The organism is Actinoplanes sp. HUAS TT8 (genome assembly GCF_051380535.1).
Lineage (GTDB): Bacteria > Actinomycetota > Actinomycetes > Mycobacteriales > Micromonosporaceae > Actinoplanes.
On sequence record NZ_CP195646.1, the window covers coordinates 5235258 to 5258435 of the forward strand.

At 71.4% G+C, this 23178-nt stretch carries 20 protein-coding genes; 7 read left to right on the forward strand and 13 right to left on the reverse strand.

Translation table 11 applies throughout. The features are described 5' to 3' along the window. Window positions 1-57 precede the first annotated feature (57 nt). Window positions 58-1020 carry a GlxA family transcriptional regulator gene (locus ACSHV8_RS23415; RefSeq protein ID WP_436535893.1) on the forward strand — a complete coding sequence of 321 codons (963 nt, stop codon included), beginning with the start codon at window positions 58-60 and terminating at the stop codon, window positions 1018-1020. A gap of 7 nt (window positions 1021-1027) precedes the next feature. On the opposite strand, the gene ACSHV8_RS23420 is transcribed toward ACSHV8_RS23415, so the two are convergent. The 3 genes from ACSHV8_RS23420 to ACSHV8_RS23430 all read right to left on the reverse strand — a co-directional run bounded on the left by ACSHV8_RS23420 (window position 1028) and on the right by ACSHV8_RS23430 (window position 3034). After that, entirely contained in the window at window positions 1028-1735 is a 708-nt protein-coding gene (locus ACSHV8_RS23420) for an SDR family oxidoreductase (protein WP_436535894.1), read from the reverse strand. A gap of 112 nt (window positions 1736-1847) precedes the next feature. Continuing rightward, window positions 1848-2327, reverse strand: coding sequence for a winged helix-turn-helix transcriptional regulator (locus ACSHV8_RS23425; protein WP_436535895.1), 480 nt, complete (start codon window positions 2325-2327; stop codon window positions 1848-1850). Window positions 2328-2398: 71 nt separating this feature from the next. Then, the gene (locus tag ACSHV8_RS23430) at window positions 2399-3034 is read right to left on the reverse strand and encodes a TetR/AcrR family transcriptional regulator (RefSeq protein WP_436535896.1); all 636 of its coding nucleotides are present in this window, start codon (window positions 3032-3034) and stop codon (window positions 2399-2401) included. Between the two features lie 44 nt (window positions 3035-3078). On the opposite strand from ACSHV8_RS23430, the gene ACSHV8_RS23435 reads away from it, so the two are divergent. After that, entirely contained in the window at window positions 3079-3819 is a 741-nt protein-coding gene (locus ACSHV8_RS23435; RefSeq protein WP_436535897.1) for an MBL fold metallo-hydrolase, read from the forward strand. Between the two features lie 96 nt (window positions 3820-3915). Here the strand turns inward: ACSHV8_RS23435 and ACSHV8_RS23440 are convergent, their stop codons facing one another. From ACSHV8_RS23440 to ACSHV8_RS23460, 5 genes are all read right to left on the reverse strand, one after another. Further along, window positions 3916-4782 (reverse strand): alpha/beta fold hydrolase, encoded by an 867-nt coding sequence (locus ACSHV8_RS23440; RefSeq protein WP_436535898.1) that lies wholly within the window; start codon window positions 4780-4782, stop codon window positions 3916-3918. Window positions 4783-4833: 51 nt separating this feature from the next. Further along, a complete protein-coding gene (locus tag ACSHV8_RS23445) occupies window positions 4834-5664 on the reverse strand; it encodes an alpha/beta fold hydrolase (RefSeq protein ID WP_436535899.1) in 831 nt (276 codons plus the stop codon). Between the two features lie 35 nt (window positions 5665-5699). Continuing rightward, on the reverse strand, window positions 5700-6545 hold the full coding sequence (locus tag ACSHV8_RS23450) for an alpha/beta hydrolase (RefSeq protein WP_436535900.1): 846 nt from the start codon (window positions 6543-6545) through the stop codon (window positions 5700-5702). 168 nt (window positions 6546-6713) lie between these two features. Beyond that, on the reverse strand, window positions 6714-9515 hold the full coding sequence (locus ACSHV8_RS23455; protein ID WP_436535901.1) for an ATP-binding protein: 2802 nt from the start codon (window positions 9513-9515) through the stop codon (window positions 6714-6716). 122 nt (window positions 9516-9637) lie between these two features. Beyond that, the gene (locus ACSHV8_RS23460) at window positions 9638-12376 is read right to left on the reverse strand and encodes an AAA family ATPase (RefSeq protein WP_436535902.1); all 2739 of its coding nucleotides are present in this window, start codon (window positions 12374-12376) and stop codon (window positions 9638-9640) included. A gap of 75 nt (window positions 12377-12451) precedes the next feature. On the opposite strand from ACSHV8_RS23460, the gene ACSHV8_RS23465 reads away from it, so the two are divergent. Further along, window positions 12452-12916: an SRPBCC family protein gene (locus tag ACSHV8_RS23465; RefSeq protein ID WP_436535903.1), complete on the forward strand. Its 465-nt coding sequence runs from the start codon at window positions 12452-12454 to the stop codon at window positions 12914-12916. 64 nt (window positions 12917-12980) lie between these two features. On the opposite strand, the gene ACSHV8_RS23470 is transcribed toward ACSHV8_RS23465, so the two are convergent. Together ACSHV8_RS23470 and ACSHV8_RS23475 are read right to left on the reverse strand one after the other, a co-directional pair. Beyond that, the gene (locus tag ACSHV8_RS23470; protein ID WP_436535904.1) at window positions 12981-15749 is read right to left on the reverse strand and encodes a BTAD domain-containing putative transcriptional regulator; all 2769 of its coding nucleotides are present in this window, start codon (window positions 15747-15749) and stop codon (window positions 12981-12983) included. A 70-nt stretch (window positions 15750-15819) separates the two neighbouring features. Next, window positions 15820-16629 carry an alpha/beta fold hydrolase gene (locus ACSHV8_RS23475; protein WP_436535905.1) on the reverse strand — a complete coding sequence of 270 codons (810 nt, stop codon included), beginning with the start codon at window positions 16627-16629 and terminating at the stop codon, window positions 15820-15822. Window positions 16630-16718: 89 nt separating this feature from the next. On the opposite strand from ACSHV8_RS23475, the gene ACSHV8_RS23480 reads away from it, so the two are divergent. Further along, window positions 16719-17684: a sigma-70 family RNA polymerase sigma factor gene (locus ACSHV8_RS23480; protein ID WP_436535906.1), complete on the forward strand. Its 966-nt coding sequence runs from the start codon at window positions 16719-16721 to the stop codon at window positions 17682-17684. Here the strand turns inward: ACSHV8_RS23480 and ACSHV8_RS23485 are convergent. Then, window positions 17598-17990, reverse strand: coding sequence for an STAS domain-containing protein (locus tag ACSHV8_RS23485; RefSeq protein ID WP_436535907.1), 393 nt, complete (start codon window positions 17988-17990; stop codon window positions 17598-17600). The two genes, ACSHV8_RS23480 and ACSHV8_RS23485, sit on opposite strands and share 87 nt — an antisense overlap. 189 nt (window positions 17991-18179) lie before the next feature. Here ACSHV8_RS23485 and trxA point away from each other — a divergent pair, with 189 nt between their 5' ends. Next, window positions 18180-18605, forward strand: a complete 426-nt coding sequence (gene trxA / locus ACSHV8_RS23490; RefSeq protein WP_436535908.1) for a thioredoxin — start codon at window positions 18180-18182, stop codon at window positions 18603-18605. A 160-nt stretch (window positions 18606-18765) separates the two neighbouring features. Here trxA and ACSHV8_RS23495 read toward each other — a convergent pair whose 3' ends face one another. Together ACSHV8_RS23495 and ACSHV8_RS23500 are read right to left on the reverse strand one after the other, a co-directional pair. Next, the gene (locus ACSHV8_RS23495; RefSeq protein ID WP_436535909.1) at window positions 18766-19101 is read right to left on the reverse strand and encodes an STAS domain-containing protein; all 336 of its coding nucleotides are present in this window, start codon (window positions 19099-19101) and stop codon (window positions 18766-18768) included. 64 nt (window positions 19102-19165) lie between these two features. Beyond that, a complete protein-coding gene (locus ACSHV8_RS23500; RefSeq protein ID WP_436535910.1) occupies window positions 19166-19627 on the reverse strand; it encodes an ATP-binding protein in 462 nt (153 codons plus the stop codon). Window positions 19628-19829: 202 nt separating this feature from the next. Between ACSHV8_RS23500 and ACSHV8_RS23505 the strand changes: the two genes are divergently transcribed. Together ACSHV8_RS23505 and ACSHV8_RS23510 are read left to right on the forward strand one after the other, a co-directional pair. Continuing rightward, complete coding sequence (locus ACSHV8_RS23505) at window positions 19830-21752, forward strand: substrate-binding domain-containing protein (protein ID WP_436535911.1); 1923 nt, start codon at window positions 19830-19832, stop codon at window positions 21750-21752. Beyond that, window positions 21749-23080: an extracellular solute-binding protein gene (locus tag ACSHV8_RS23510; protein ID WP_436535912.1), complete on the forward strand. Its 1332-nt coding sequence runs from the start codon at window positions 21749-21751 to the stop codon at window positions 23078-23080. The genes ACSHV8_RS23505 and ACSHV8_RS23510 overlap by 4 nt, the downstream gene beginning before the upstream one ends. Window positions 23081-23178 lie beyond the last annotated feature (98 nt).

Sequence of the window (23178 nt, forward strand, 5' to 3'; positions counted from 1 at the left end):
ACGGCCACCGGGTTGACTCCGGAAAACCAAGTCAGCTCGACGAATATAGTTGGTCGCGTGCCCACCACTCACCGAGTCGTCACCCTTGTTCTTCCGACGATGCTGCTGCTCGATTTCGCCGCGCCGACCCAGATTTTCGGCCATCTCGGTGAGGGCCGTTACCGCTATGAACTGGCCGGGATCGGCCCGGGTGAGGTGCCGACCTCGACCGGGGTGGCCGTGGTCGTGCCGCGCGGTCTGGAGGCTCTGGCCGAGGCCGACACCATCGTGGTTCCCGGGCTCGGCGACTGGGCCACCGCGACGTTCCCGGAGGCGGCCGCGGCGCTGGCCGAGGCGCATCGCCGCGGGGCGCGGATCATGTCGATCTGCACGGGGGCGTTCCTGCTGGCCGAGGCCGGTCTGCTCGACGGCCGGCGGGCCACCACCCACTGGTATGCGGCGGACACCCTGGCCGAGCGGTATCCGCGGGTCACCGTCGACCCCGATGTCCTGTACATCGACGAGGGCAGCATCCTGACCAGCGCCGGGGTGGCGGCCGGCCTGGATCTGTGCCTGCACGTGGTGCGCCGCGACCACGGTGCCGCGGTCGCCGCCGACTTCGCGCGGTGGAGTGTCATCGCCCCGCACCGCGAGGGCGGGCAGGCGCAGTTCATCCCCATGCCCGCGGCCCCGGCCGGCCGCGCGTTGTCCGACGAGAAGACCGCGGCGGCCCGCCGCTGGGCGTTGGAGAACCTGAGCCGGCCGGTCTCGGTCGACCAGTTGGCCGAGCGGGCGGACATGCCGCTGCGCTCGTTCGCCCGCCGATTCGTCACCGAGACCGGCACGACCCCGGCGCAGTGGTTGCTGGAGCAGCGGCTGCGGGCCGCTCAGACCCTGTTGGAGACCAGCGATCAGCCGGTCGGGCGGATCGCCCGGAGCTGCGGTTTCCCCAACGCGGCGGCGATGCGCGCCCACTTCCGGCGACGCCTGAAGACGTCTCCCCAGGCGTACCGGAAGAGTTTCGGTCTGGCCGGAGGCTGACCGGCGATCAGCCTCCGAGAATGGTGGCGTATCGGGACGGGTCGTAGGTCAGGGTGCTCCGGACGAAGCGGGAGATGTCGTCGACCACCACCTCGGAGTCGCCGGCCTCGATGCCGTCGAGCGCCGCGTCCACGACCCGCGCCGGGGTCACCTTGTCCAGCGGGAAGTTCCGGCCCATCTCGGTGTCGACCGGGCCCATGTGCAGCCCGATCACCTGCGTGCCCTGGGCGGCCAGTTCCAGCCGCAGCGCGTCGGTCAGGTTCCAGGCGGCGGCCTTGGTCGCGCTGTAGCCGGCCATGCCCGGGAACGAGAACCAGGACACCGCCGACAGCGCGTTGAGCAGCACTCCTCCCCCGTTCGCGGCCAGCACCGGGGCGAACGCGGTGGCCACGTAGACCGGCCCGAACACGTTGGTCTCGAACTCGCGGTGCACGGCTTCCAGGTCGGCGCCGAGCAGCTGCTGCGGCACGACGATCCCGGCGTTGTTGATCACGATCTGGACGTCGCCGGCCCGTTCGGCCACCGCGGCGACCTGATCCCGGTCGGTCACGTCGAGCGCGATCGGCTCGACACCGTCGGCCGCCGGGATCGACCGCGGGTCCCGGGCGGCCGCGTAGATCTTGGCGGCGCCGCGTTCCCGCAGCCGGCGCACGAATTCGGCGCCGATTCCCCGATTGGCCCCGGTGACGAGAACTGTCGAATCTGAAATCCTCATGGGACTTTCCACTTCCATTCCCGAGAAACATTTCTGCCCGGTCGAAGTGTGCCCCTCATCGGAAGGCGGAGAAAGACGAGATCACGGCCAGCAGCGTCGAATAAAGGCCATTTCAGATCGAGTATCGGTAGGTGATGTCGTCGGGTTCCACGATCGCGTCGTCCTCGTCGACGAACGCCACCCGCACCGGCTTGTCCGCATCGGTGGTCCGCCCGACCTCGGCCGCCCCGGGCACCCGGGGCCGATACACGTCACCCCACTGCTGCAGCGCCGCCAGCACCAGCCGCATCTCCCGGCCGGCGGTGGTCAGCGTGTACTCGTACCGCGCCCGCTGCCCCGGCTCCTTGTAAGCCTGCTTCAGCAGAAGACCCTCGTCGACCAGCTTGGTGAGCCGCTGGCCGAGAACATCGGGAGCCACCCCGAGCAGGGTCTGGAAGTCGTTGAACCGGGTGACCCCGTTGAGCGCCGCCTCGCAGAGCACACGCAGCGACCACTTGTCGCCGACGGCCCGCAGCACACGGGCGATCGTGCAGGCGGCGTCGCCCGCCTCGGCCACCCGCACTGGTGAATCGGCGTCGGCAGGCTCCGGCATGATTCGGAGACTACAACCTCAAAAACCCATGCTTGGGTACGGACACAGCAGCCCGCCCGCCGGTCCGGGTGTCAGAGCAGGTTCGCGGCGAGCATGCCGGCCAGCCAGTGCTGGTAGCGAGTGCCGTCCCAGCCGCACTCGACGGTGAGTTCGGTGAACGGGCGCGGCCCGGTGAGCACCCAGCAGGCGTCCGCGGGGGCAGCCGGTTCGACGCCGGTGCGCAGGAGGCCGCTGTCCGCGAGGTGGGCGGTGAACGCGCCGACGCCGGCCCGGCGTTCCCGTTCGCTCGCGGCCAGCACCGCCAGCGCCTCCGGGCCGGCTTGGGCCAGGAGGGCGGCCAGGGTGGCCAGGCGCTCGTTCACGGCGCGGACGAAACCCGCGTACAGCAGCATCTTTTGATCTGGGTCCTGGGTTGCCCAGACCTCGCGCAACTGTTGGCGCTCGGCCATGACGACGGGCTCGTCGTCACCGGCCAGCGTCACGTCCCACAGCGCCTTGGTCAGCCCGGTCTTGCCGCCGAACGTCTTGTAGATGGTCTCGGGCGAGACGCCCGCACGAGTGGCGACCGCCTGGACCGTGGTGGCGCGGTAGCCGTCGGCGAACAGCATCTGCCCGAAGGCCGCCAGCACCGCGGCCCGGGTGCCGCGGGCGGCGTCCTGGCGGCGTCGAGCGTCATACGGCCGACGGTTCTTGGGTGGCAATGACACAGGACACACCTCTCCGGCTTTCGTTACAGCGTACTGTACCGAATATGTCTCGTGTTCAGCGCCTCGGCGATGACTTCGTCTCCTTCTACCTGGTCGACCACCCCGACGGTCTCGTCCTGGTCGACGCCGGCCTTCCCGGGCACCTGCCGCAGGTGCGCGAGCACCTGGCGCGTTCCGGCCGTTCCCTGCGCGACATCCGCGCGGTCCTGCTCACCCACGGGCATCCCGACCACACCGGCCTCGCCGCCGCCCTGCACGACGCCGGCGCCGACATCTGGATCCACCGGCTCGACGCGCCGATCCTGGCCGACGGCCCGCGCAGCGCCCTGCGCCATGCGAAACCGGAACGCTCGATGCTGCCGTACCTGCTGCGCCGGCCCGCCGCGATCGGCGCCCCGCTGCACCTGGCCCGCAACGGCGGGTTCACCGCCGCACCGGTACGCGACGGGCGGACCTTCGAGGGCGATCAGCGCCTCGACGAGGTGCCCGGCCGGCCGCACGCCATCAGCCTGACCGGCCACACCCCGGGCAGCGCCGCCTACCACTTCCCCGACCTCGACGTGCTGTTCACCGGCGACGCCCTGGTCACCCACGACGGCCTGACCGGGCACACCGGCCCCACCGTCGTCTGCCGCGGCTTCACCCACGACAGCGCCGCCGCCCTCGCCTCCCTGGACCGGCTGGCCCGGGTGCCCGCCTCGCGGCTGCTGCCCGGCCACGGCGAGCCGTTCGAGGGTGGCCCGCAAGCCGCGGTCGACCGCGCCCGGCGCGCCGGGGTGCGGTGAGAGTCGCCCCGGCCGCGGACCGATCACGACAGCACAGGGCCGGCCGTGGCATCGGGGGGATTGATGCCACGGCCGGCTGTCCTGTCATGCGGTCGATCAGTTGGTGGCCTTGGCCGCCGCCTCGATCTGGCCGGTGACCGCGTCCGGCGCGGTGATCATGGACAGGTGCGGGGCGTTGATCTGGACCGTGGTGGCCTTGGCCCGCTTGGCCATGGCCAGCTGCTCCGCCACCGGGATGATGGCGTCCTGCTTGCCGACGACCGCCCACGACGGGATGGTGGTCCAGGCCGGGTCGCCGGACTCGTCGACCAGGGCGTTGAAGGCCAGCGGGCGCTGCTTGGCCGCCAGCACGGCCACGTCCTTGGCCGAGATGCTCTTGTCGGCGAACGCCTTGCCGAAGATCGACGGCTTCACGTACAGGTTGGCGACGCCGGCCGGGGTCTCCGGACCGCCGGGCGGCGTGGGGATGGCGACCTGGTCGAAGAGGGTCGACGGGTCGGCCGCGAAGACCGAGCCCGGCTGGGCCCCGGTCAGCGCGTACACGCTGTCACCCTTGGCCGGGATGTACGCGTCCACGTACACCAGGGCCTTGACGTCCTTGTCACCCAGCGCGGCGTTGGTGATGACCATGCCGGCGTAGGAGTGCCCGACCAGGACGACCGGGCCGGTGATGGTGTCCAGGTAGGCGCGCAGGTTCGCGGCGTCGTTGGTCAGACCCGACAGCAGGTTCGGCGGCGTGACCACCCGGTAGCCGTCGCACTGCAGCTTGGCCGCCACCTTGTCCCAGCTGGAGCCGTCCGCCCACGCCCCGTGCACCAGGACGACGGTCGGCTTGGGCTTGGCGGCGTTCAGGGAGCTGGTTCCGGCGTCGGCCGGGCCGGCGACCCCGAGCAGGGCGACCAGCGCGGCAACGCCGGCGGCGCCCACGACCACACGGCGGGTCTTCTTGGAGACGGAGAACATGATGTTCCTTTCCTTGATCACTTTTCGGGGTGGAAAGTCTGTGGTGGAGCCTCAGCCGAGGAAGGCGAGGAGCTCCCGGTTCACCTGGTCGGCGTGGGTCCAGCCGATGGCGTGCGGGCCGCCCTCGATCGACACGTGCCGCACGTCGCCGAGCAGCGCCGGGAGCCGGTCGCCGGTGACCGGCGGCGGCAGGATGTGGTCGGCGTCGCCCTGCATGACCAGCACCGGGACGTCGATCTTGGCGAGGTCGGGGCGGAAGTCCTCCAGCCACGCGTCGACCGAGTTCACCGCGGCGATGGCCGAGGCGCCCAGCGCCACGATGAAGCTGTCCTGCCAGGCCGATTCGCTGACCAGCGTGCCGCCCAGGGTGGACATGTTGTAGAAGTCGTCGAGGAACGACTTGATCGCCGCCGGCCGGTCCGCCCGGATGGCCGCCTTGATGCCCTCGAAGAAGGCCGTCGGGACACCCTGCGGGTTGTCGTCGGTCTTGCGCAGGAACGGTCCGAGCGGTCCGAGCAGGGCCGCCCGGCGCACCCGGGCCGAGCCGCGAGTGCCCAGGTAGCGGACGACCTCACCGCTGCCCATGGAGAAGCCCACCAGCGTGACGTCCTCGAGGTCGAGCGCGTCCAGTAGCGTGTCCAGGTCGGCGGTGAAGGTGTCGTAGTCGTAGCCGCCGGCCGGCTGGCTGGACTTGCCGAAGCCGCGCCGGTCGTAGGTGATCACCCGGTAGCCGGCGTCGAGCAGAGCGGCTTCCTGCTTCTCCCAGGACCGCCCGCTGAGCGGGAACCCGTGGATGAGCACGACCGGGCGGCCGGTTCCGTGATCCTCGTAGTACAGCTCGATGTCGGTGGAGTTCTCCTCGCCGACCTTGATGTACGCCATTTTCCGTGCTCCGTTCGTGGAAATAAGGTGATGAATTACAGCCGGATACCGGCGGGCACTTTCTCGTCGATCGCCCGCGGTTTCTCGGCCCAGCTGAGCGCGTAGTCGGCAACGTCCTGCCAGCCCGGCTCGCCGATGGTGTAATGCGAGCGACCGGGGAATTCCGCGTACGCGATCATCGCGGTGGAACGGCTGGCGTATTTGCGGTAGTTCGAACGGTTCACCGACGGCGGCATGAGGTGATCCGCCCCGCCGGCGACGAACAGCAGCGGCGCCCGGTCCTCGTTGGCGAAGTTCACCTCGGTGGCCGCGTGCGAGCTGAAGTTGGCCAGCACGCCGTCCCACACGATGCGCCCCGGGCCCGGGATGTAGTGCTGCTCGTAGGCCGCCAGCGTCTCGTCCCGGGTGCCGGCGCTGCTGATCGCGTAGTGGAACTGGGCCGGGGTCAGCGGCACCGCCTTGTGCCGGTTGGACAGGCTCTTGAGCACCGGGAAGGCCGCCCGGGTCTGGCTCAGCGGCACGGTGCGCACACCCTTGACCGGCACCGAGTCGATGGCCACGCCAGCCGCGCCCAGTCCCCGGTCGAGCAGCATCTGCACGATCGTGCCGCCGAACGAGTGACCCATCAGGATCGGCGGGCTCGCCATTTCCCGGACGATTTTCTCGTAGTGCGCCGCGACGCCCTCGATCGTGAGGTCCGCGATCGGCGCCGGGTCGCGCCGCAATTGCTCGATCGGCGCGTCGAGGCCCGGATAGGCCGGCGCGACGACGTTGTATCCGGCGTTGCGATAATGCTCTACCCAGTTGTCCCAGCTGCGCGCCGTGACCCACAATCCGTGTACCAGAACAATGGTGTCGGCCTGATTCGAATGTCTTGCCATGACCGCTCCTTGCCGCGTTGTCTGGAACAAGAATCGCAGCGCGGGGAGCCGGCCACATCGCATGGCTGTGTGAGGTGTTATTCCATGGCGGGTGAGACGATTCGGCAACGACGAAAAGCCCGCGGCCACCGTCATTCGACGGTGGCCGCGGGCGGGCGCGTGTACCGGTCAGGCCGCGCTGTATTCGTGCCGGGCGATCAGATGTGTCAGTTCGGCCCGCGAGGTGATCCCGAGCTTGCTGAACGCGTGACGCAGGTGCGTGCTGACGGTGTGCGCCGACAGGAAGAGCTGCTCGGCGACCATCCGGTTGGTCATGCCCTGGGCCACCAGCCGTACGACGTCGAGCTCGGAGCGGGTCAGCGCGGCCCAGCCCTGCTGCGGGCGCACGACGGCCGAGAGCCGCCGTCGTACGCCCAGCTCACGCAAGCGGCCCCGGACCCGGCCGGCGTCCCACGCCGCCCCGGCCCGGGTATAGGTCTCCAGGGCAGCCCCGAGCAGCTCGACGGCCTCGTCCGGACGGCCGTGCCGATGGGCGGCGACCCCGGCGTCCTCCTGCGCGGACGCGGTGGCCAGCGGTCGTGGACCACGCTCGAACCACGTCACCGCCTCGGCCAGGTCGTCGAACGACCCGGTGAGGATCCCGCGGGCCTGCGCGGCGACGCCGGCCAGCGTGAGCACTCCGGGGTTGCGGCGCAACTGATCGGCGGCGTGCTCGGCCGCCGCCGCGGCCAGCTCGTCGTCCCCGATCGCCACGGCCATCCGGACCAGGTGAACCGGATCGATCACGTCCCGCGGGAACAGCGGCAGCAGGGTCAGGCCGTGCAGCTGCCGGCGCAGCTCCGTCCGGTCACCGGCGGCCGAAGCCTGGTGAGCCAGCAGCCAGGCGGCGTGCCGGCGTACGGAGAGCGCGTCGGTGTCCCGGACCTCCCGCATGATCGCCGCGCATCGTTTGAGCTGGACACCGTCGCCGGTGTGAATGGCGACCCGGCCGAGCGCGACGATCGCCGAGGCTTCGTGCATGCCGACCAGGGCGGTCCCGCCCGGGGTCTCGACGGCTGCCTCCAACGCGGCCGCGGCGTCGGCCAGGCGGCCCACCTGAAGCAGCTGCCGGCCGTACCAGGCCTCCCAGAGCCGTACTCCCCACCCCTGGCGGCCCTGCCGGGCCGCTTTCAGCGAGTCGACGGTGATCTGCATCGACTCGTCGTAGCGGTCGACCAGCGCGAGTTGTTCGCAGTTCCATTCCCGGGCCAGCAGCGCGCGGGCCGGGTCGTCGGCCAGGACGGCCTTGCGGGCCGCGCTGTTGATCAGTTCGAGTGAGCGTGCGAAGTCGCCGCGGGCGTAGGCCAGCCCGCCCTCGGCCAGTTCGAGGGCGAACGCGGCGGTCGGGTCCGCGGTCGACGCCACCAGGTCGCGGGCCTCGGGTACGAGCGCTTCGGCCCGTGCCGGTTCCCCGGCCACCAGCAGGTTGTGGGTGAGGACGGCCAGGTGCCGGGCCCGCAGGCGGGGCGACAGCGACGGCAGTTCGAGCGCGCGCAGACCGGCGGTCACCCGCAGGTCCGGGGCCAGCGCGATCAGACCGGCCAGGGTCAGCCGCACCTCCGCTTCCTGGTCGACCGGCATCAACTGCCGCAGCACGCCGTCGGCCAGGTCCCGGCCCTCGCGCGCCCGCCCGGCCGCATGCAGCAACTGGATCGTCTGCGCGGCCAGTGGGGCGCGCAGCGGGTCGTGGTCGGGGATGAGTTCGAGCGCGCGGCGGCCGAGGTCGGCCGCGGTGCTCGGGTCCGAGGTGGACAGGGCGGCGGCCGCGGCCTGCAGGGTGCGCGCGGCGGCCACGTCACCCGGCGTCGCGCTGGCCGCCAGGGCGACCGCGACCTCGACCGGGGCCACCCCGGTGGCGATCAACGCGGTGACCGCCTGCCGTTGCAGGGCCCGGTAGGCCGACGCCGGCAGGGTCGCCTGCACCGCCTCGCGCAGCAGATCGTGCCGGAAGCCCAAAGCGCCGTCGACCTCGAAGAACAGGTCGGCCCGGAGCAGCTCCTCGACCGGGGCGAGCAGCGTGAACGGGGACACGTCGAGGATCGCCGCGAGCTGCTCGAAGGAGAAGCTTCGTCCCAGGACGGCCGCGACGCCGGCCAGGCGACCGGCCAGCTCCGACATCCGGGAGAGCCGGTCGCGCATGCCGTCGCGTACGCGCCGGGGCAGTTTGGCCTCGATCAGCGACGCACAGCCGGCCTCGATCCGCAGCAGCCGCTCCTCCTCAAGACCCCGCAGCATCTCCATCAGCAGAAAGGGGCTGCCGTGGGCCCGCTGGGCCAGGGCAAGCAGGGCCGGGTCGGGCCGGGCCCGCACCACATCGGTGACGATCTCCTCGGTGGCCGCGGCCTCCAGCGAGGCCAGCAGCAGGGAGTCGGCGCCCGAACCGCGCAGGGTCTCGATGGCCGCTCGCGGACCGGGCGGGGTCTGGCCGGCCCGGAACGCCGCCAGCCAGACGATCGGCACGCCGGCCAGGCGCACCGGCAGCGTCTGCAGCGCGACCAGCGATCCGGCGTCGGCCCACTGCATGTCGTCGAGGCACAGCAGGATCGGCGAGCGCCGTACCGCCTGGTCGAGCACCGCCTGGAGCTCGTCGAGCAGTCGGTGGCGGTGCTCCAGCAGGTAGTGCAGCCGGCCCCGTTCCTCCGGGTCGGCCATCGGGTCGGCGCCGTCGAACAGGGCCGAGACCAGCGGCGCCATCGGAACGACCTGGTCACCGGCCGTGGCCGTCCCCCAGCCGACCCGGATGCCCCTATGTCGTGCGGTCTCGGCGGCTGCCCGTAGCAGCGCTGTCTTGCCCAGGCCGGGACGACCTTCGACGATCAGGACACTCCCCTGTCCCGTGCCCGCCTCACGCAGCCGTTGTCCGATCAGGTCCAACTGGTGAGTTCGGCCTCGCAGGGGTGTCGGTCTCGTCGCCATCAGGTTGCTTCCCATGACCCCTCCTCGCGGGATGATCTCCGTCGAGACTCACCGTCGGTGATCGGTCACGGACGCAACATCTGTCATATGTCCGGCCGCCCGTCGCCGTGGTTGCCGTACTCGGCGGTAGCCGCCGATCACTCCGGCCGGAAACCTTCGTAGGCGCTCAGCGCATCTCGCAGGGCCGCCCGCGACGTGATCCCCAGCTTGGGGAAAATCTTGTACAGGTGGTCGCTGACCGTCCGGTGCGAGATCAGCAGCTTCTGGGCGATCTGCTTGTTGGTCAGCCCGGCCCCGGCCAGGTCGGCGATCTCCCGTTCCTGCGCCGTCAGGACCGGCGCCCCGGCGTCGGCCCCCGAGTTACGCGTCATCCCGGTGGCCCGCAGCTCGTTGGCGGCCCGGTCGCGCCACGGCCCGGCCTCCAGGGCAGCCAGGGCGTCGTGCGCGAGAGTGAGTTGTTCCCGCGCCGCCGCGATCTCGCGCCTTCGGCGCAATTGCTTTCCGTACGCCAGGCGCACCCGCGCCACGTCGAAAGGCCACTGCTCCACCTCCGGGTCGGCCAGCGCCGCCACGAAGAGGTCGTCGTCCGTGGTCATCGCGGTCGCCGCCGACGTGAGCAACCTCAGGCGCGGCGACAGGTCGCCCAGCCCGGCCTCGTTCATAGCTCGCGCGTGTGCTCGCGCCTCACCGTGGTGGCCCAGGTGCAGGGCGGCTTCCACCAGGTCGAAGCCCGCCCAGAGCGCGGTCGGCCGGTACGGGGCCAGCCGGCCCGGCGGGCTGATCTGTCCCGCGTGCCGGTAGGCGCCCGCGTAGTCGCCGGCGGCGATGTCGTTGAGGGCCCGCGCCTGCAGCGCGAAGTAGGTCACCCCGAGCGCCTGGTGCGCTGTGCCCCACCGGTACATGTCGTCGGTGATCTGGGCCGAGGCCTCGATCTCGCCGCGCCCGGCGGTGACCATCGCCTGCACGTAGTGGAAGTACCAGTGGAAGAACCGGAACCCGTGCTCGGTGCAGAGCGCGTGGCCTTCGACGGCCAGGTCCCATGCCTCGTCCCAGCGGCCGGCCAGGAACCCGTCGATGCCCAGGTGCATGAGCGCGCCGAGATGCCGGCGGGCCGGTGACCGGCCTTCGCGGCCCAGCTGGGCCAGGTGCCGTTCCGGCTCGCGCAGCCGGGGAAGGCGATCGGCGAACACCGCGGCCGTGCCGATCCGGACGAGCCGGGTGGGATCGTCGTTGGTGATCACGCTGTCGATCAGCTCGTCCAGGGCCTTGACCTGCTCGACGGCGGCGCGGGCGGGATCGGGGAAGATCGCGGCGGTGGCCTGCAGCACGGCCTCGGGCTGCGGCGTCAGCCGCCCGAGCAGCCCGTGGAACACCTCCCAGGTCTGGTCGGCGCCCACCCACCAGCTGATCAGCAGCAGGGTCTGCATGGCCTCGACCAGGTCGGGGTTCGTGCCGTCGAATCCGTGTTCGCCGGCCTCGATGGCCCCGGCCAGCAGCCGATGGGCGGTCAGCACGTCGCCGTCGGAGTTGACCAGCAGGTGAGCGGCGGCGGCCGCGGCCGGCAGCGAGTGGGCGTCGAGGGAACCGCTGCGGCGGGCGTCGCCGAGCAGGCGCCGGGCGGCCGCCATCTCGCCACCGGCGTCGGCCCCGATGTAGGCGGCCTCGGCCAGGCGACGGCTGCGGTCACCGGCCGACGGGCTCAGTTCGGCCGCCCGGGTGAGGGCGGCCACCGCGCCGATCGCGTCGCCCTGCCGCAGCAGGGCCCGGGCCGCGACCTCCAGCTGGAAGGCGATCTCCGGGTTCGCGCCCTCGGCCGACTCGGCCAGGTGCCGGACCCGGCGTTCGGGGCTGGTGGTGGTCTCGGCCAGGGCGCCGTGGGCCCAGCGTCGTTCGCGCTCGGTCGACGCCTCGACCACGGCGGCCCCGATCAGCGGGTGCCGGAAACCCAGCCGGTTGGTGCTGACCTGGACCAGGCGTTTCTCCTCGGCCGGGGCCAGGTCGTCGGGCGAGCACAGGGTGCCGCCGGCCGAGCGCAGGTGCGCCATGTCGGTGTTGCCGCCGAGCGCGCCGAGCAGCAGCATCAGGCGGCAGGGCTCGGGCAGGCCACGGACCCGGGAGACGAACATCGCCTGCAGCCGTTCGGACAGCGGCAGCACGGCGGGCATTGCCGTGAAGTCCACCCGCTGGTCGCTGTTCAGCGCGGACGGCAGTTCCAGCAGCGCCAGGGGGTTACCGGCGGCCGCGGCGAGCAGGCGGCGGCGCACGGCCGGGGCCAGCTCGGGAAAGTGGTGTTCGACCAGGCTGGCCGCCGCCGCGTCGCGCAACGGCGGCAGCACCGTCTCGGGCAGCCCGCCCTCGGCGAAGAACCCCCGCTCAGCCGACCGGCACGCCGCGAGGAACACGATCGGGCTGCCGACCAGGCGACGCGACACGAAGCTCAGGACCTCGGCGCTGGCCCGGTCCACCCAGTGCAGGTCGTCCACGATGATCAGGATCGGGGCGTCGGCCGCGACCGACCGCAGCCAGATGAGCGCGGCGTTGGAGACCACGAGCCGGTCGGCGACCGGGCCGACCTCGAAGCCGAGCGCGCGGCGCAGCGCCGCCCGATGGGCCTCGCCGAGCGCCGGCATCTGGTCGCCGAGCGGGAAGAGCAGCTGGTTGAGCGCCGAGTAGTTGACGTCGGCCTCGAACTGCACGCCGGCCGCGCGCAGCACTCGCACGCCGTCCTCGGCCTGACCGGCGGCGAACTCGTCGAGAACGGCGGTCTTGCCCACTCCGGCGTCGCCGACCAGCAGGAGCGCGCCCCCACGGATGCCGGCCTTGGCGAAGAAGTTCCGGATCGAGGCGACATCCTCGGTGCGGCCGATCAACGTCACGGCGTCATCTCCTCGACCTGCGGCACAGTCATGTGACAGGTGCTATCCGGGCCGGGCCACGTCCACCCTGATGCGGTGACCAACGAATCTCTTCCCGACGTCAACTGGCCGCCCGGTTGGGGGCCGGACCGCTGTGACAGTTTTGTCAGCCACCGGCGCCGGCTGACCGCTCCGGCCTCGATCGTCTTCGCCCGGCTGACGGCGGTATCGACGTGGCCGGCGTGGCTGCGGGGTGTGGAACGCACCGAGGTCACCGACGACATCGTGGTCGGCAGCCGATTCGTGGTCGTCGCCACGCCCCATCGGATGGACGGGATCGTGGGCGAGGTTGTGCGGCCGGGCCGGTTCGGCTGGGCCGCGGTGAGTGCCGAGCTGAGCTTCTACCAGTCATGGCTGCTTGTCGACCGGCCCGGGAACGGCACCCTGGTGACCTTTCAGGAGGCGGCCCGGGGTTCGGCCGCCCTGTTGCGCAGCCCGGGACGCTTCGAGCTGACCCGCGAGTGGATCGACGCGCTCAAAGCGACCACGGACGACGTGTGATCCCGACATCGTCGGCTCCTGTCTGTGAGATCAGGGGCCGAGCGCACCAGGGTTCAGTGCACGATCACTGACCGTGGTGTGCAGTGGCGTCGCCGGCCAGAACAGCGTCGATCTTCGCCATCGCATCGGCGAACCAGTCGGGCCCGGTGACCTCGGCGAAGATCGCTTCGCGGCCGTGGACCATGGCGCGCACCCGCTGCGCGGCCGCCCGCCCGTCGTCCACGGCACCGCTGTTGTGCCAGGCCAGAGCCAGTACCAAAGTCACGTTGAAGACGTGCATCTCGTCGCCCGGCAGACCATGGTCGAGAGCCCACCGGGCCAACCGGATCGCCGCCTCGTTGTCGCCGGCCTTCTGCGCGATGCATGAGCGCTGCACCACCAGGGCGCGGTGGGCGTCCTCCATACCGGCTTTGACGGCCAGTTCCACCGCCTCGTCCGCGGCCGTGGCGGCCAGGGTCAGGTCGCCACCGTTCTCCTCCAGGATGGTCGCCTGCCACAGCAACGCGTACACCAGCACGCTGATGTCGCCGGCCTCGCGGGCCACGACGACGGCCCGCTGTACGTAGTCCAGCATTTGACCCGTGGACGAGAACTCGGGCCGGGCCAGGTTGCGCAGAATCTGTGCCTGTCCGATCAGGTCGGCGCGGCGTTCGGCGATGGCCAGCGCGCGCTCCAGATACTCCCGGGCCCGGTCCGGGGCGTGCGCTCGGTCCAGGATCGCGGCCTCGCGCAGGATCAGCGTCTCGAGTTCGGGATCATCCAGTTCGGCGACCGCCTCCACCGCCCGTTTCGCCTGCCACCGCAGCCGGGCCCGCGGCTCCGGCTGGGAGGTCCGCATCGGCCGCACCTGAACAAGGATCAGGGCCGCGCTCCGGGCCCAGCCCCGGCGCAGGGCGAATTCGGTCACGGCGCTCACCGCCGCACTCTCGTGGCTGTACCAGAGGTGTGCCGCCGCGCTGTCGCCCGGCACGGGCGGGAAGACGCCGGGCGGCGGCGGTCCCGGCTCCGGCGGGAGCAGCAGCTGGAAGGTCAGATACGCGTTGCGGGACGCGTGTACGTAGTGCTCGACCAGCCGGCGTTCGGCCTGGTCACGATCGTCCTGGCCGCCGTCGAGCAGTTCCGCGGCGTACGCCTGCAGCAGGTCGTGGGCCGTGTACCGGCCGCCGCCGAGCGGGGTGAGCATCGTGGTCACGCTCAGCTCGTTCAACTCGGCCCGCACGTCGGCCCCGGCGATGCTGGCCGCGGTGTCGGCCGACACGACTTGGCTCGGGTAGACCGCGAGCAGCCGGAACAGCCGTTTCGCGGATTCCGAGAGCACGGCGTAGGACCAGGAGAAGGCCGCCCGTACGCTGTCGTGCTCCTCACCGGTGTCGAGCGCGTCGAGCCGGTGCCCGGCCGACTTCAGGTCGGCCACCACGTCGGTGAGGTTCTCCTGCGGGCTCACCGCTATCCGTGCCGCCGCGATCGACAGGGCCAGCGGCAGGCCCGCGCAGATCTCGACGAGCAGATCGGTCGCGGCCGGCTCGGCCCCGGTCCGTCGCGTTCCGAGCCGGCGGGCCAGCATGTCCCGGGCCGCGCGGCGGCTGAGCCGGCCGACGTTCACCGGCCACGCCCCCTCCCGCGCCACCAGGCCGGGCATCCGGTTGCGGCTGGTGATAACGGCCAGACAGCCGGGGGCGCCGGGCAGCAACGGCCGCACCTGGGCTGAGTCGCGGGCGTTGTCCAACACGATGATCATGCGACGGGTGGCGACCATCGACCGGAAGCGGGCGCCGAGCTCGTCCGGGTCGTCGTCGCCGTGCGCCGAGGCGCCCATCGAGCGCAGCAGTGTCGTCAGCGCCTCGGCCGGGCGCAGCTGGCGCCCGCCCGGCGAGAATCCTCGCAGGTCGAGGTAGAGCTGGCCGTCGGGGAAGTCGTCGGCGATCCGATGCGCCCAGTCGACCGCGAGGGTGGTCTTGCCGGCGCCGCCCATCCCGCTGAGCACGACCACCCCCTTCTCCCGGCCGGCGTCCAGGGCGGCGGTCAGGTCGTCGCGCGGGCTGAAGGCGGCGACCCGCAACGGCAGCTGTGCGGGCCGGGTCGGGTCCGGCCGGCTCGGCTCGGCCAGCGCCTCGCGGTGCGCCGCCTGCAGTTCGAGGCCGGGGTCGGCGCCCAGGTCCTCGGCCAGCTGCTGCCGGACCGTCTCGAACCGGGTCAGCGCTTCGGCGCGGCGTCCGGCCGCCGCCAGCAGCCGGATCAGCCGCGCCTGCAGCGGCTCGTGATAGGGCGCGGCCTGCCCGTAAGTGATCAGCAACGGGAGCAGCCGTTGCGCCCCCGGCTCGCTCAGGGCGACGTCGGCGCCGTGCACCGCCACCTGCGTGCGGGCCGCCTCGATGGCGGTGAACACCGGCCGGTCGAGCACCTCGGCGGGCAGCCCGGCGAACGGCTGATGCTGCCCCAGGGTCAGTGCCTGCTCCAGTTTCAGAGCGGCATCAGCCTTCTTGGCCTCGGAGACCAGATCAAAAAAGGCCATCAGATCCGACGTACGGGCATCCTGCCGCAGCCGATAGCCCTCCCCGACCGGCAGCAGCCACTCACCGGTCTCCCGGTTCGGCAGCTCCGGCTCGAACAGCCGGCGGACCTGCCCGATCAGCCGTTGAACCTGGTTGACCGCACTGGCCGACGGCCGCTCGCCCCAGAGTGTGTCGACCAGCTCGGCCACGCTCACCGTCGCGCCACGGGCCGCGAGCAGGACGGCGAGCACCGTCCGGACCCGCACCGACCCGATCGGCACCTCGATGCCCGAGCGCCACATGCGCAGGCCGCCGAAGACGCACAACCGAACAGGGGTCACTCGCTCACCTTCACGCCACGGCCGGCCTGAGGACACCGCGGGAAACGGCCGGAGTGACAAACGTAGCCGGTCAGCTCTTCTGGTCGAGGAAGGCCAGGGTCACCGCGGCGAACAGGGGCGAGTCGACGATGTTGTAGTGGGTCAGACCGGGCAGGACGGCCAGCGCGTGCCCGCCCGCCGGCCGGTTCTCGTTCATCCAGCCGCCGTCGCGCAGCCCGCCGTCGAGCAGCTTGAACACCTCGACGAAGTGGCTCGGCGGGGCCATGTCGGCGTCGGCCGCGACGATCATGGTCGGCACGCGCAGGGCGCGCACGTCCTCGGTGAAGTCGAAGTCCTTGGCCATCCACTCGCCGGCCTTGTCGAGCAGCTTGCCGAAGTCCTCCGGGCGGGGCGCGACGCGCTGGTAGAGCTCGTACATCGGCGTTTCTTTCATGAATTCCGCGGCCGACGCGTTGACCTGGCCCTGCTGCTGCAGGATCTCGGGGTAGGTGGCGTCGCGCCGGATGTGCGCGGAGGCCGCCACCAGCCGGCCCACCTTCTCCGGGTGCCGGAACGCCACGTGATAGGCCACCCCGCCGCCGAGGGAGAAACCGACCACGGCCGGACGGTCCAGACCCAGGTGGTCGATGAGCGCGGCCACGTCGTCGGCCATCAGGGCCAGGTCCAGCGGCCGGTCGATGTCGGCGGTGCGCCCATGCCCCTGCAGGTCGACCAGGATGACCCGGTGCTGCGCGGCCAATGCGGGCAGGATCGCGGCGAACATCTCGCCCGAGCCGAGGCCGCCGTGCAGCAGGACCAGGGGGCTACCCTCGCCGTACGTCTCGAAGTAGAGGTTGATGCCGTTGACCTCGGCGTACTGGCCCGAACCAAAGCTGGTCATGATGACTCCTGGTTGCTTGCTGTCGACTTGGTGCCGGTACAGACCGGCCGGGTCGGGCGAACTCATCGGTGCGCGCTAAGTTTTTTTTCGTGGGCGACACTACGGTGCAATCGCAGCAGCTGGAGGCGTTCCGCCCGGAGCTGACCGGGCACTGCTACCGGATGCTCGGGTCGGCCTTCGAGGCCGAGGACGCGGTCCAGGACACGATGATCCGCGCGTGGAAGGGGCTGGACCGGTTCGAGGGGCGGGCCTCGCTGCGCTCCTGGCTCTACCGGATCGCCACCAACGTGTGCCTGACCATGCTGGCCGGCACCCAGTTGCGGGTCCGGCCGATGGACCTCGGCCCGGCCGGGTCCGGGCACGCCACCGACCCGGGCGAGCCGCGCCCCGAGCAGATCTGGGTCGGCCCGGTCCCCGACGACCGGGTGCTGTCCGGGTCTGATCCGGCCGAGGTGGTCGCCGGGCGCGAGTCGATCCGGCTGGCGTTCGTCGCCGCGCTGCAGCATCTGCCACCCCGGCAGCGGGCGGTGCTGATCCTGCGGGAGGTCCTGGACTGGTCGGCGCAGGAGGTGGCCGAGCTGCTGGACACCTCGGTAGCCGGCGTCAACAGCGCCCTGCAGCGGGCCCGAGCCACCATCGCCACCGCCGAGGTCACCGCCGACGTCCACGACCCCCTGGACAACGACCAGCGGACGCTTCTCACCAACTACACCAAGGCCTTCGAGGCGTACGACCTGGAAGCGCTCACGACGCTGCTGCACGACGACGCGAAACTGTCGATGCCGCCGCTGCCGCTGTGGCTGCAGGGTCAGGACCAGATCGCCACGTGGATGGCCGGCACCGGCAGCGGCTGCCGCGGATCCCGCCTGGTCCCGGTGGTGGCCAGCGGCCTGCCCGCGTTCGGGCAGTACCGGCCCAGCGCGACCGGCGACGGGCACGACCCGTGGGCGCTGATCGTGCTGGAGATCTCAGCCGGGCGCATCGCCGGGGTCAACAACTTCCTCGACACCACCCGGCTGTTCCCGCTCTTCGGACTCCCGGCCCACCTCGAGTAACTCGCCGGCCAGCCCCAGCAGCCGCACGAGACCGCGCAGCTGCGGCCCGGCCCCGTCGAGCACCAGACGCCAGCCGTGCCGGCGCGCGGTCAGCCGCAGCCGGGCCAGGGCTTCGACCGTGACCACGCTCGGCCGGCCCACCCCGGACACGTCGCACACCACCACACCATGATCTCGGCCCTGCACCAGCGCGGACAGCCCGGCGCACAGGCCGGGGACGTCCGCCCGGGTGAGCGTCGCACCGACGGTGAACGGGATCACGGAATCCGCCATGTGATGAAGACCGGCGGCGTCGCGAAAACTCATCGATCACACGAACCTGCCGGGCGGTGCTGGTCCACGACCTCGCCTCGGCATCAGCCACCGTGCGGTGGCCCGCCTTCGCCTGCGAAAGCCGGATTCACGCAGCGGGATCGCTGAGGAGTGGCGGGAATGCGTCCGGCGGCCCGGTTGTCGTTCCTCATGACAGATCGCTGATTTCTGGAAGTGAGCACGATGGCCGACATCGTCGCCTGCCCCGCGTGCGGGCAGCGCAACCGAGTCCGACCGGCGGCGACGGGCAAACCGGTGTGCGGCAAGTGCCGCGCCGCGCTGCCCTGGATCGTCGACGCCGGTGACGACACGTTCGCCGAGGTGGTCGAGAAGTCGCCGATGCCGGTGCTCGTGGACATGTGGGCGCCGTGGTGCGGCCCCTGCCGGACAGTCGGGCCGGCGCTCGAGCAGGTGGCCCGCGACCTGGCCGGCCGGGTGAAGCTCGTCAAGGTCAACGTCGACAACGCTCCGGCGCTGTCGCGGCGGTTCAGCGTCCAGGCGGTACCGACCCTGATGGTTCTCGACGGCGGGCAGGTCAAGGCCCGTCAGGCCGGCGCCGCACCGGCCACGGCGTTGCGCCGCTGGGTGGAGCAGGTGCTCCCGGCCTGACCCGCCCGCACTGATCATGAAGAGCGGACGCGCGGCGTCCCGGGCCGGCCGAGCACCACGTAGGCGCTGATCGGGAAGGTGGTCGCCACGACCCGAACAGTCCTGGCTGGAACATCGATTCTGACGGTGGCCGTCGCCGCCGCCCGGCGACGAACCGCGGTCACGCCCGGCGGCAGAGCACCTCGGCCAGGCCGGTGACGTCGAGGACCTGCTGAACCATGCCCCGGCCGTTGATCACCACGAACTCGCGCTGCGCGGCCGTCGCCACCTCGTACCCCCGGACCAGGCCGGCCACGGCGTGCGAGTCGATCAGAAGCGTCCGTTCCAGATCGACCAGCACCCGGGTGACATCCGGGCGCCCGGCCGCCGCCACCAGGACGCCGGCCAGGGCGTCACCGATGCTCATGTCGAACTCGCCGGCCAGGCACACGCGCAGCACGCCGCCAGGTTCCGTGTGCTGCGAGATGGTGAAGTCAGGGGTAGCCACAACGGGCATGTCTAGCACAGAAGTACGACGAGATCCCGTACCGGACATGCCGTGTACCCGGGCCGCGACCCGATCAGCCGGCCGGTGGCTCCACGGGCCGCGCCGGCGGGGCCACGAACGACGCCCAGACGTGCTTGCCGTGCTCGTCCCGGTACCAGCACAGCTGCTGCACCAGCGAAGCGGCGATGAGCAGGCCTCGCCCGCCGACCAGGGTGCGCCGTGGACCCACCGGCATCTGCGGGGCGTGGTCCCGATCGCGGTCGCTGACGTCCAGGACGTAGCAGTCGTCGGCGCGCAGCAGCCGCACGACAACCGGCGGCCGCCCGTGCCGCAGCGCGTTGCCGGCGAGCTCGGTGGCGACCAGGCCGATCCGCTCGGCGAGGTCGCCCGGCCCGGTCAGGTCGCCCGGGTGGCCGCTCGTCAAGAGGCGGTGAAGTTCGATGCGGATCTTCCGCAGGTCATCGATGCCGGCCATGGTCCAGGAGAGCAACTCGGCGGCATCCGAGGGAAGGGCGACCAGCCGCAAGTGGCTCATGAGCCAGCTCAGTGCCCGTAGAAAAAAACCGGAAACCTCAACTTCGATCGATCGCGACATCGGTGCGGCCGTTCAGACCTAAAGCCAAGCCGCCGTCACAGTGGACATCGATGGGCTTGGTGCTGCCGCCTAGACTGTGCTGTGCGGTCGGGGCACGGTCGCCCCGTGCACCACCCGCATTTTCGGTGGAGGCGCATGTCGATTGCCTGATCAGACGGGTCCACCCGGAGACAATCACCGCCTGCACTCGATCGCCGCCGGCGTGCTGGCTCTGGTGATCGCCGCCATCGCCCAATTCGCGTTGCAACGCGGGCACAACACCCTGTTACTGCTGGTCTCCGCACTGGTGCTGGCCGCGATCAGCCTCTGGTCGCTGGCCTTCATCGCTTCCGTCGCGTGGCTGGTCGGCCGATGCGCCTCGCTGGGCCGGAACATGTCGAGGCGGGCCAGGGTCCTGGTGGCCGCCGGGATGGGTACCGTTCTGCTCGTCGGCGCGGCCGTGACCGTCGTCCGGTTGTCCGGCGACGACGCCTGCCCTCAGGCGCTCGAACTGCGTATTCTCGCCTCGTCCGATGGCCTGCAGACCACCCGGGACCTGGCTCAGGCGTACGCGAAGGTCACTGCCCGCGACAATGACGGCTGCCCCACGGTGTATCCGTACGTGTACGCCGCCGGCACGTCGGCGGTCAGCGGTGCCCTCGCGCGCCAGTGGGCCGACGCGAACGATGAGCACCCGCTCGAACAGCTCGGTCCACGCCCGGACATCTGGCTGCCCGACTCGATGCTCGACGTGCGTCAGGTGCGCGACATCGTCGTCAAGGGCACTCTGCCGTCACCGCTGGAACGGGTCACCTCCATCGCGTCGTCACCGATCGTGCTCGCCGGTACGGACGTTGCCTCGGTGCCGCACGCCGACGCCGACACGCTGCCCGCGCTGGTGTCGGCACTGCTGAACCGGCGCGTGCCCGGCCCGTCGCTGTCGGCCGCCGACCCGGTCTCGTCGACCGCCGGGCTGCTGGCCGCCGACGTCTACCTGCGCGACGCCGAGGGCGAGATCGTCGCGCCGGACGTGGCTCGCCGACGGCAGCAGATCGTCTCCGACTCCGCGAGTTCGTTCACCGACGAGGTCAGCCTGTTGTGCGGATATCAGCGGGAGAAGAAGGCTCCGGAGGCCGTGCTCGTCAGTCTGCGGAGCTGGCAGCGGTTCGTGACCGGCAAGGCGCTGGGTGCCGATTGCCCGGTGGCCGTCGCGCCACCGTCGGATCTGCCGGATCCGGTGGTGGTCACCTCCGCGCCGGCCCTGGACCAGCCCTTCGTCCAGTTCACCTGGACCGGGGCCCGCCAACGCCAGGCGGTCGATCGGTTCCGCGACTGGCTGCGCAGCGCGGAGGCCGGCGCGGTGCTGCACGGCTCGGGCCTCGACCGGCCCCTGGCCGCCTGTTCCGACCTGGACCGCAACGCGTGCCTGCCGGACGAGCCGAAACGCACGCTGAACCTGTACGAGCAGGCCAAGCGTCCCGGCCGGGTGCTGCTGGCGGTCGACACGTCGGGGTCCATGAGCCAGCCGGCCGGCTCGGCGGCCACAAGCCGGTTCACGGTGGCGGCCCGGGGCGTGGGTGAGGCGCTCGGGCAGCTCGGCCCCAGGGACGAGTTCGGGTTGTGGTCGTTCCCGATCAGCCGGGGCCGTTCGTCGTACGAGCTGGTCGGTGTCGCCGCCGGGTCGGCGCAGCACCGCACCGCGATCGTCGACGCGCTGCGGGCCGTCAAGCCGGCCGGGACGACTCCGCTCTACGCCACGATCGTGGCCGGTCTGAGCGTCCTCACCAGGAGCGCCGACGACAAGCGGGTGCAGGCGCTGGTGGTGCTGACCGACGGCGAGGACACCAGTGCCCGGCCCGGTCTCGGACCCACGCTGGAGCAGGTCGGACGCGCAGCCGGTGCGGATGTCCGGCTCTACGTGATCGCCACCGGTGAGGCCCGCTGCGACGGACCCGACGGACGAACCGGGCCGGGGCCGCTCTACCAACTGACCCGCGCCGGGCACGGGCAATGCCTGTCGGCCGGGCCCGAGGAGGTTCCCGACATCATGGCTCAGCTCTTCGAGACCCTGTGGAGCGGACGTTGACCGACACCCGAACCCCGCACGGCGAACCCACCGGCGGCCGCTCCTGGTGGCCGCGAAAGTCGCCGTGGCGCTCACTGGCCTGGTTCACCACCGGGGTGCTCATCATGGTCGCCGCCACCAGCGCCCGCGAGCTGCTCGACGAGCCGTCCCGGCCCACGCCGGCGACCGGCCGGGCCGAACTGGTGATCTACTCCGGGATCGACGAGAGCACCGGCGGGCAGCGTCAGAAGCTGATCGAGGAGTGGAACGGCCTGCACCCGGACACCCCGGCCCGGCTGGTGGGCCTGTCGCGCAGCGCGGACGCGCAACACAGCCAGATGACGGCGACCGCCCAGTCCGACGCCCCGGACGCCGACATCTACAACCTGGACACCACGTGGACGGCGGCCTTCGCCTCGGCCGGTTTCATCCTTCCGCTGGCGCCGACGACCGACACGAACGGGTTCCTGGCCGCACCGCTGGCGACGTGCAAGTTCAGCGGCAAACTGTGGGCGCTGCCGTTCAACACCGACGTCGGCCTGCTCTACTACCGCACCGAGGTGCCGGCCAGCGCCCTGCCGTCGGCGCTACCGCCGGACGCGAACGACGTGCGGGCACTCAGCGGCGCCGTGCGCGGCCTCGAAGCCGGGTTCGTCACCCCACTGGACTCCTACGAGGGATTGACCGTCAGCGCGCTGGAGGCCATCTGGGCCGAGGGCGGCGACGTGTACGACGCGAAGAACGACCTGGTCGTGATCGACAGCAAGCCGGCGCGGGCCGCGCTGCGCAAACTCGCCCAGTCGATGCAGCAGGTCGACGGTGTCCTGCCGGCCGTCGACCCGCAGTCGTTGCGGCTGCGGGAGGACACCAGCCGGGAGACGTTCCGCAGTGGCAAGGTCGCGCTGATGCGCAACTGGCCGGTCGCCTACGGCCAGCTGCGGGCGGGCGACAAACCCATGAAAGATTTCGGCGTACGGGCGTTGCCCGGCCCCAGCGTCCTGGGCGGGCAGAATCTCGCCGTGGCCAGCAGCACCGACAACCCGGCCGCCGCCCAGGAGCTGATCAGGTTTCTGACCAGCGAGGACAGTGAGCTCCGGCTGTTCCGGGACGGCGGGCTGGCCGCCACCCGCACCGCGACCTATCTGGATCCGTCGATCCCCGACAAGCCCTACGCCGAGATCTTGAAGCAGGCGCTGGACAACGCCCGGCCACGGCCCGAGACCACCCACTACGAGCTGTTCAGCAGCACCTTCCAGGAGATCGTGACGCAGGCACTGAGCAACGGCGGCACCCTCCCCGACGACGCCGTGTCCCGCCTGACCAAGGCCCTGCAGGGCCGTCTCGGCTGAGCTCCGTCGCGCGGTCGGATCGCCCGCATCGGCCGGGACGCGGCGAGCCGGAACATGGTCTGCAGCAACGAGAGGCAAATTCCGGCGTACGGACTATT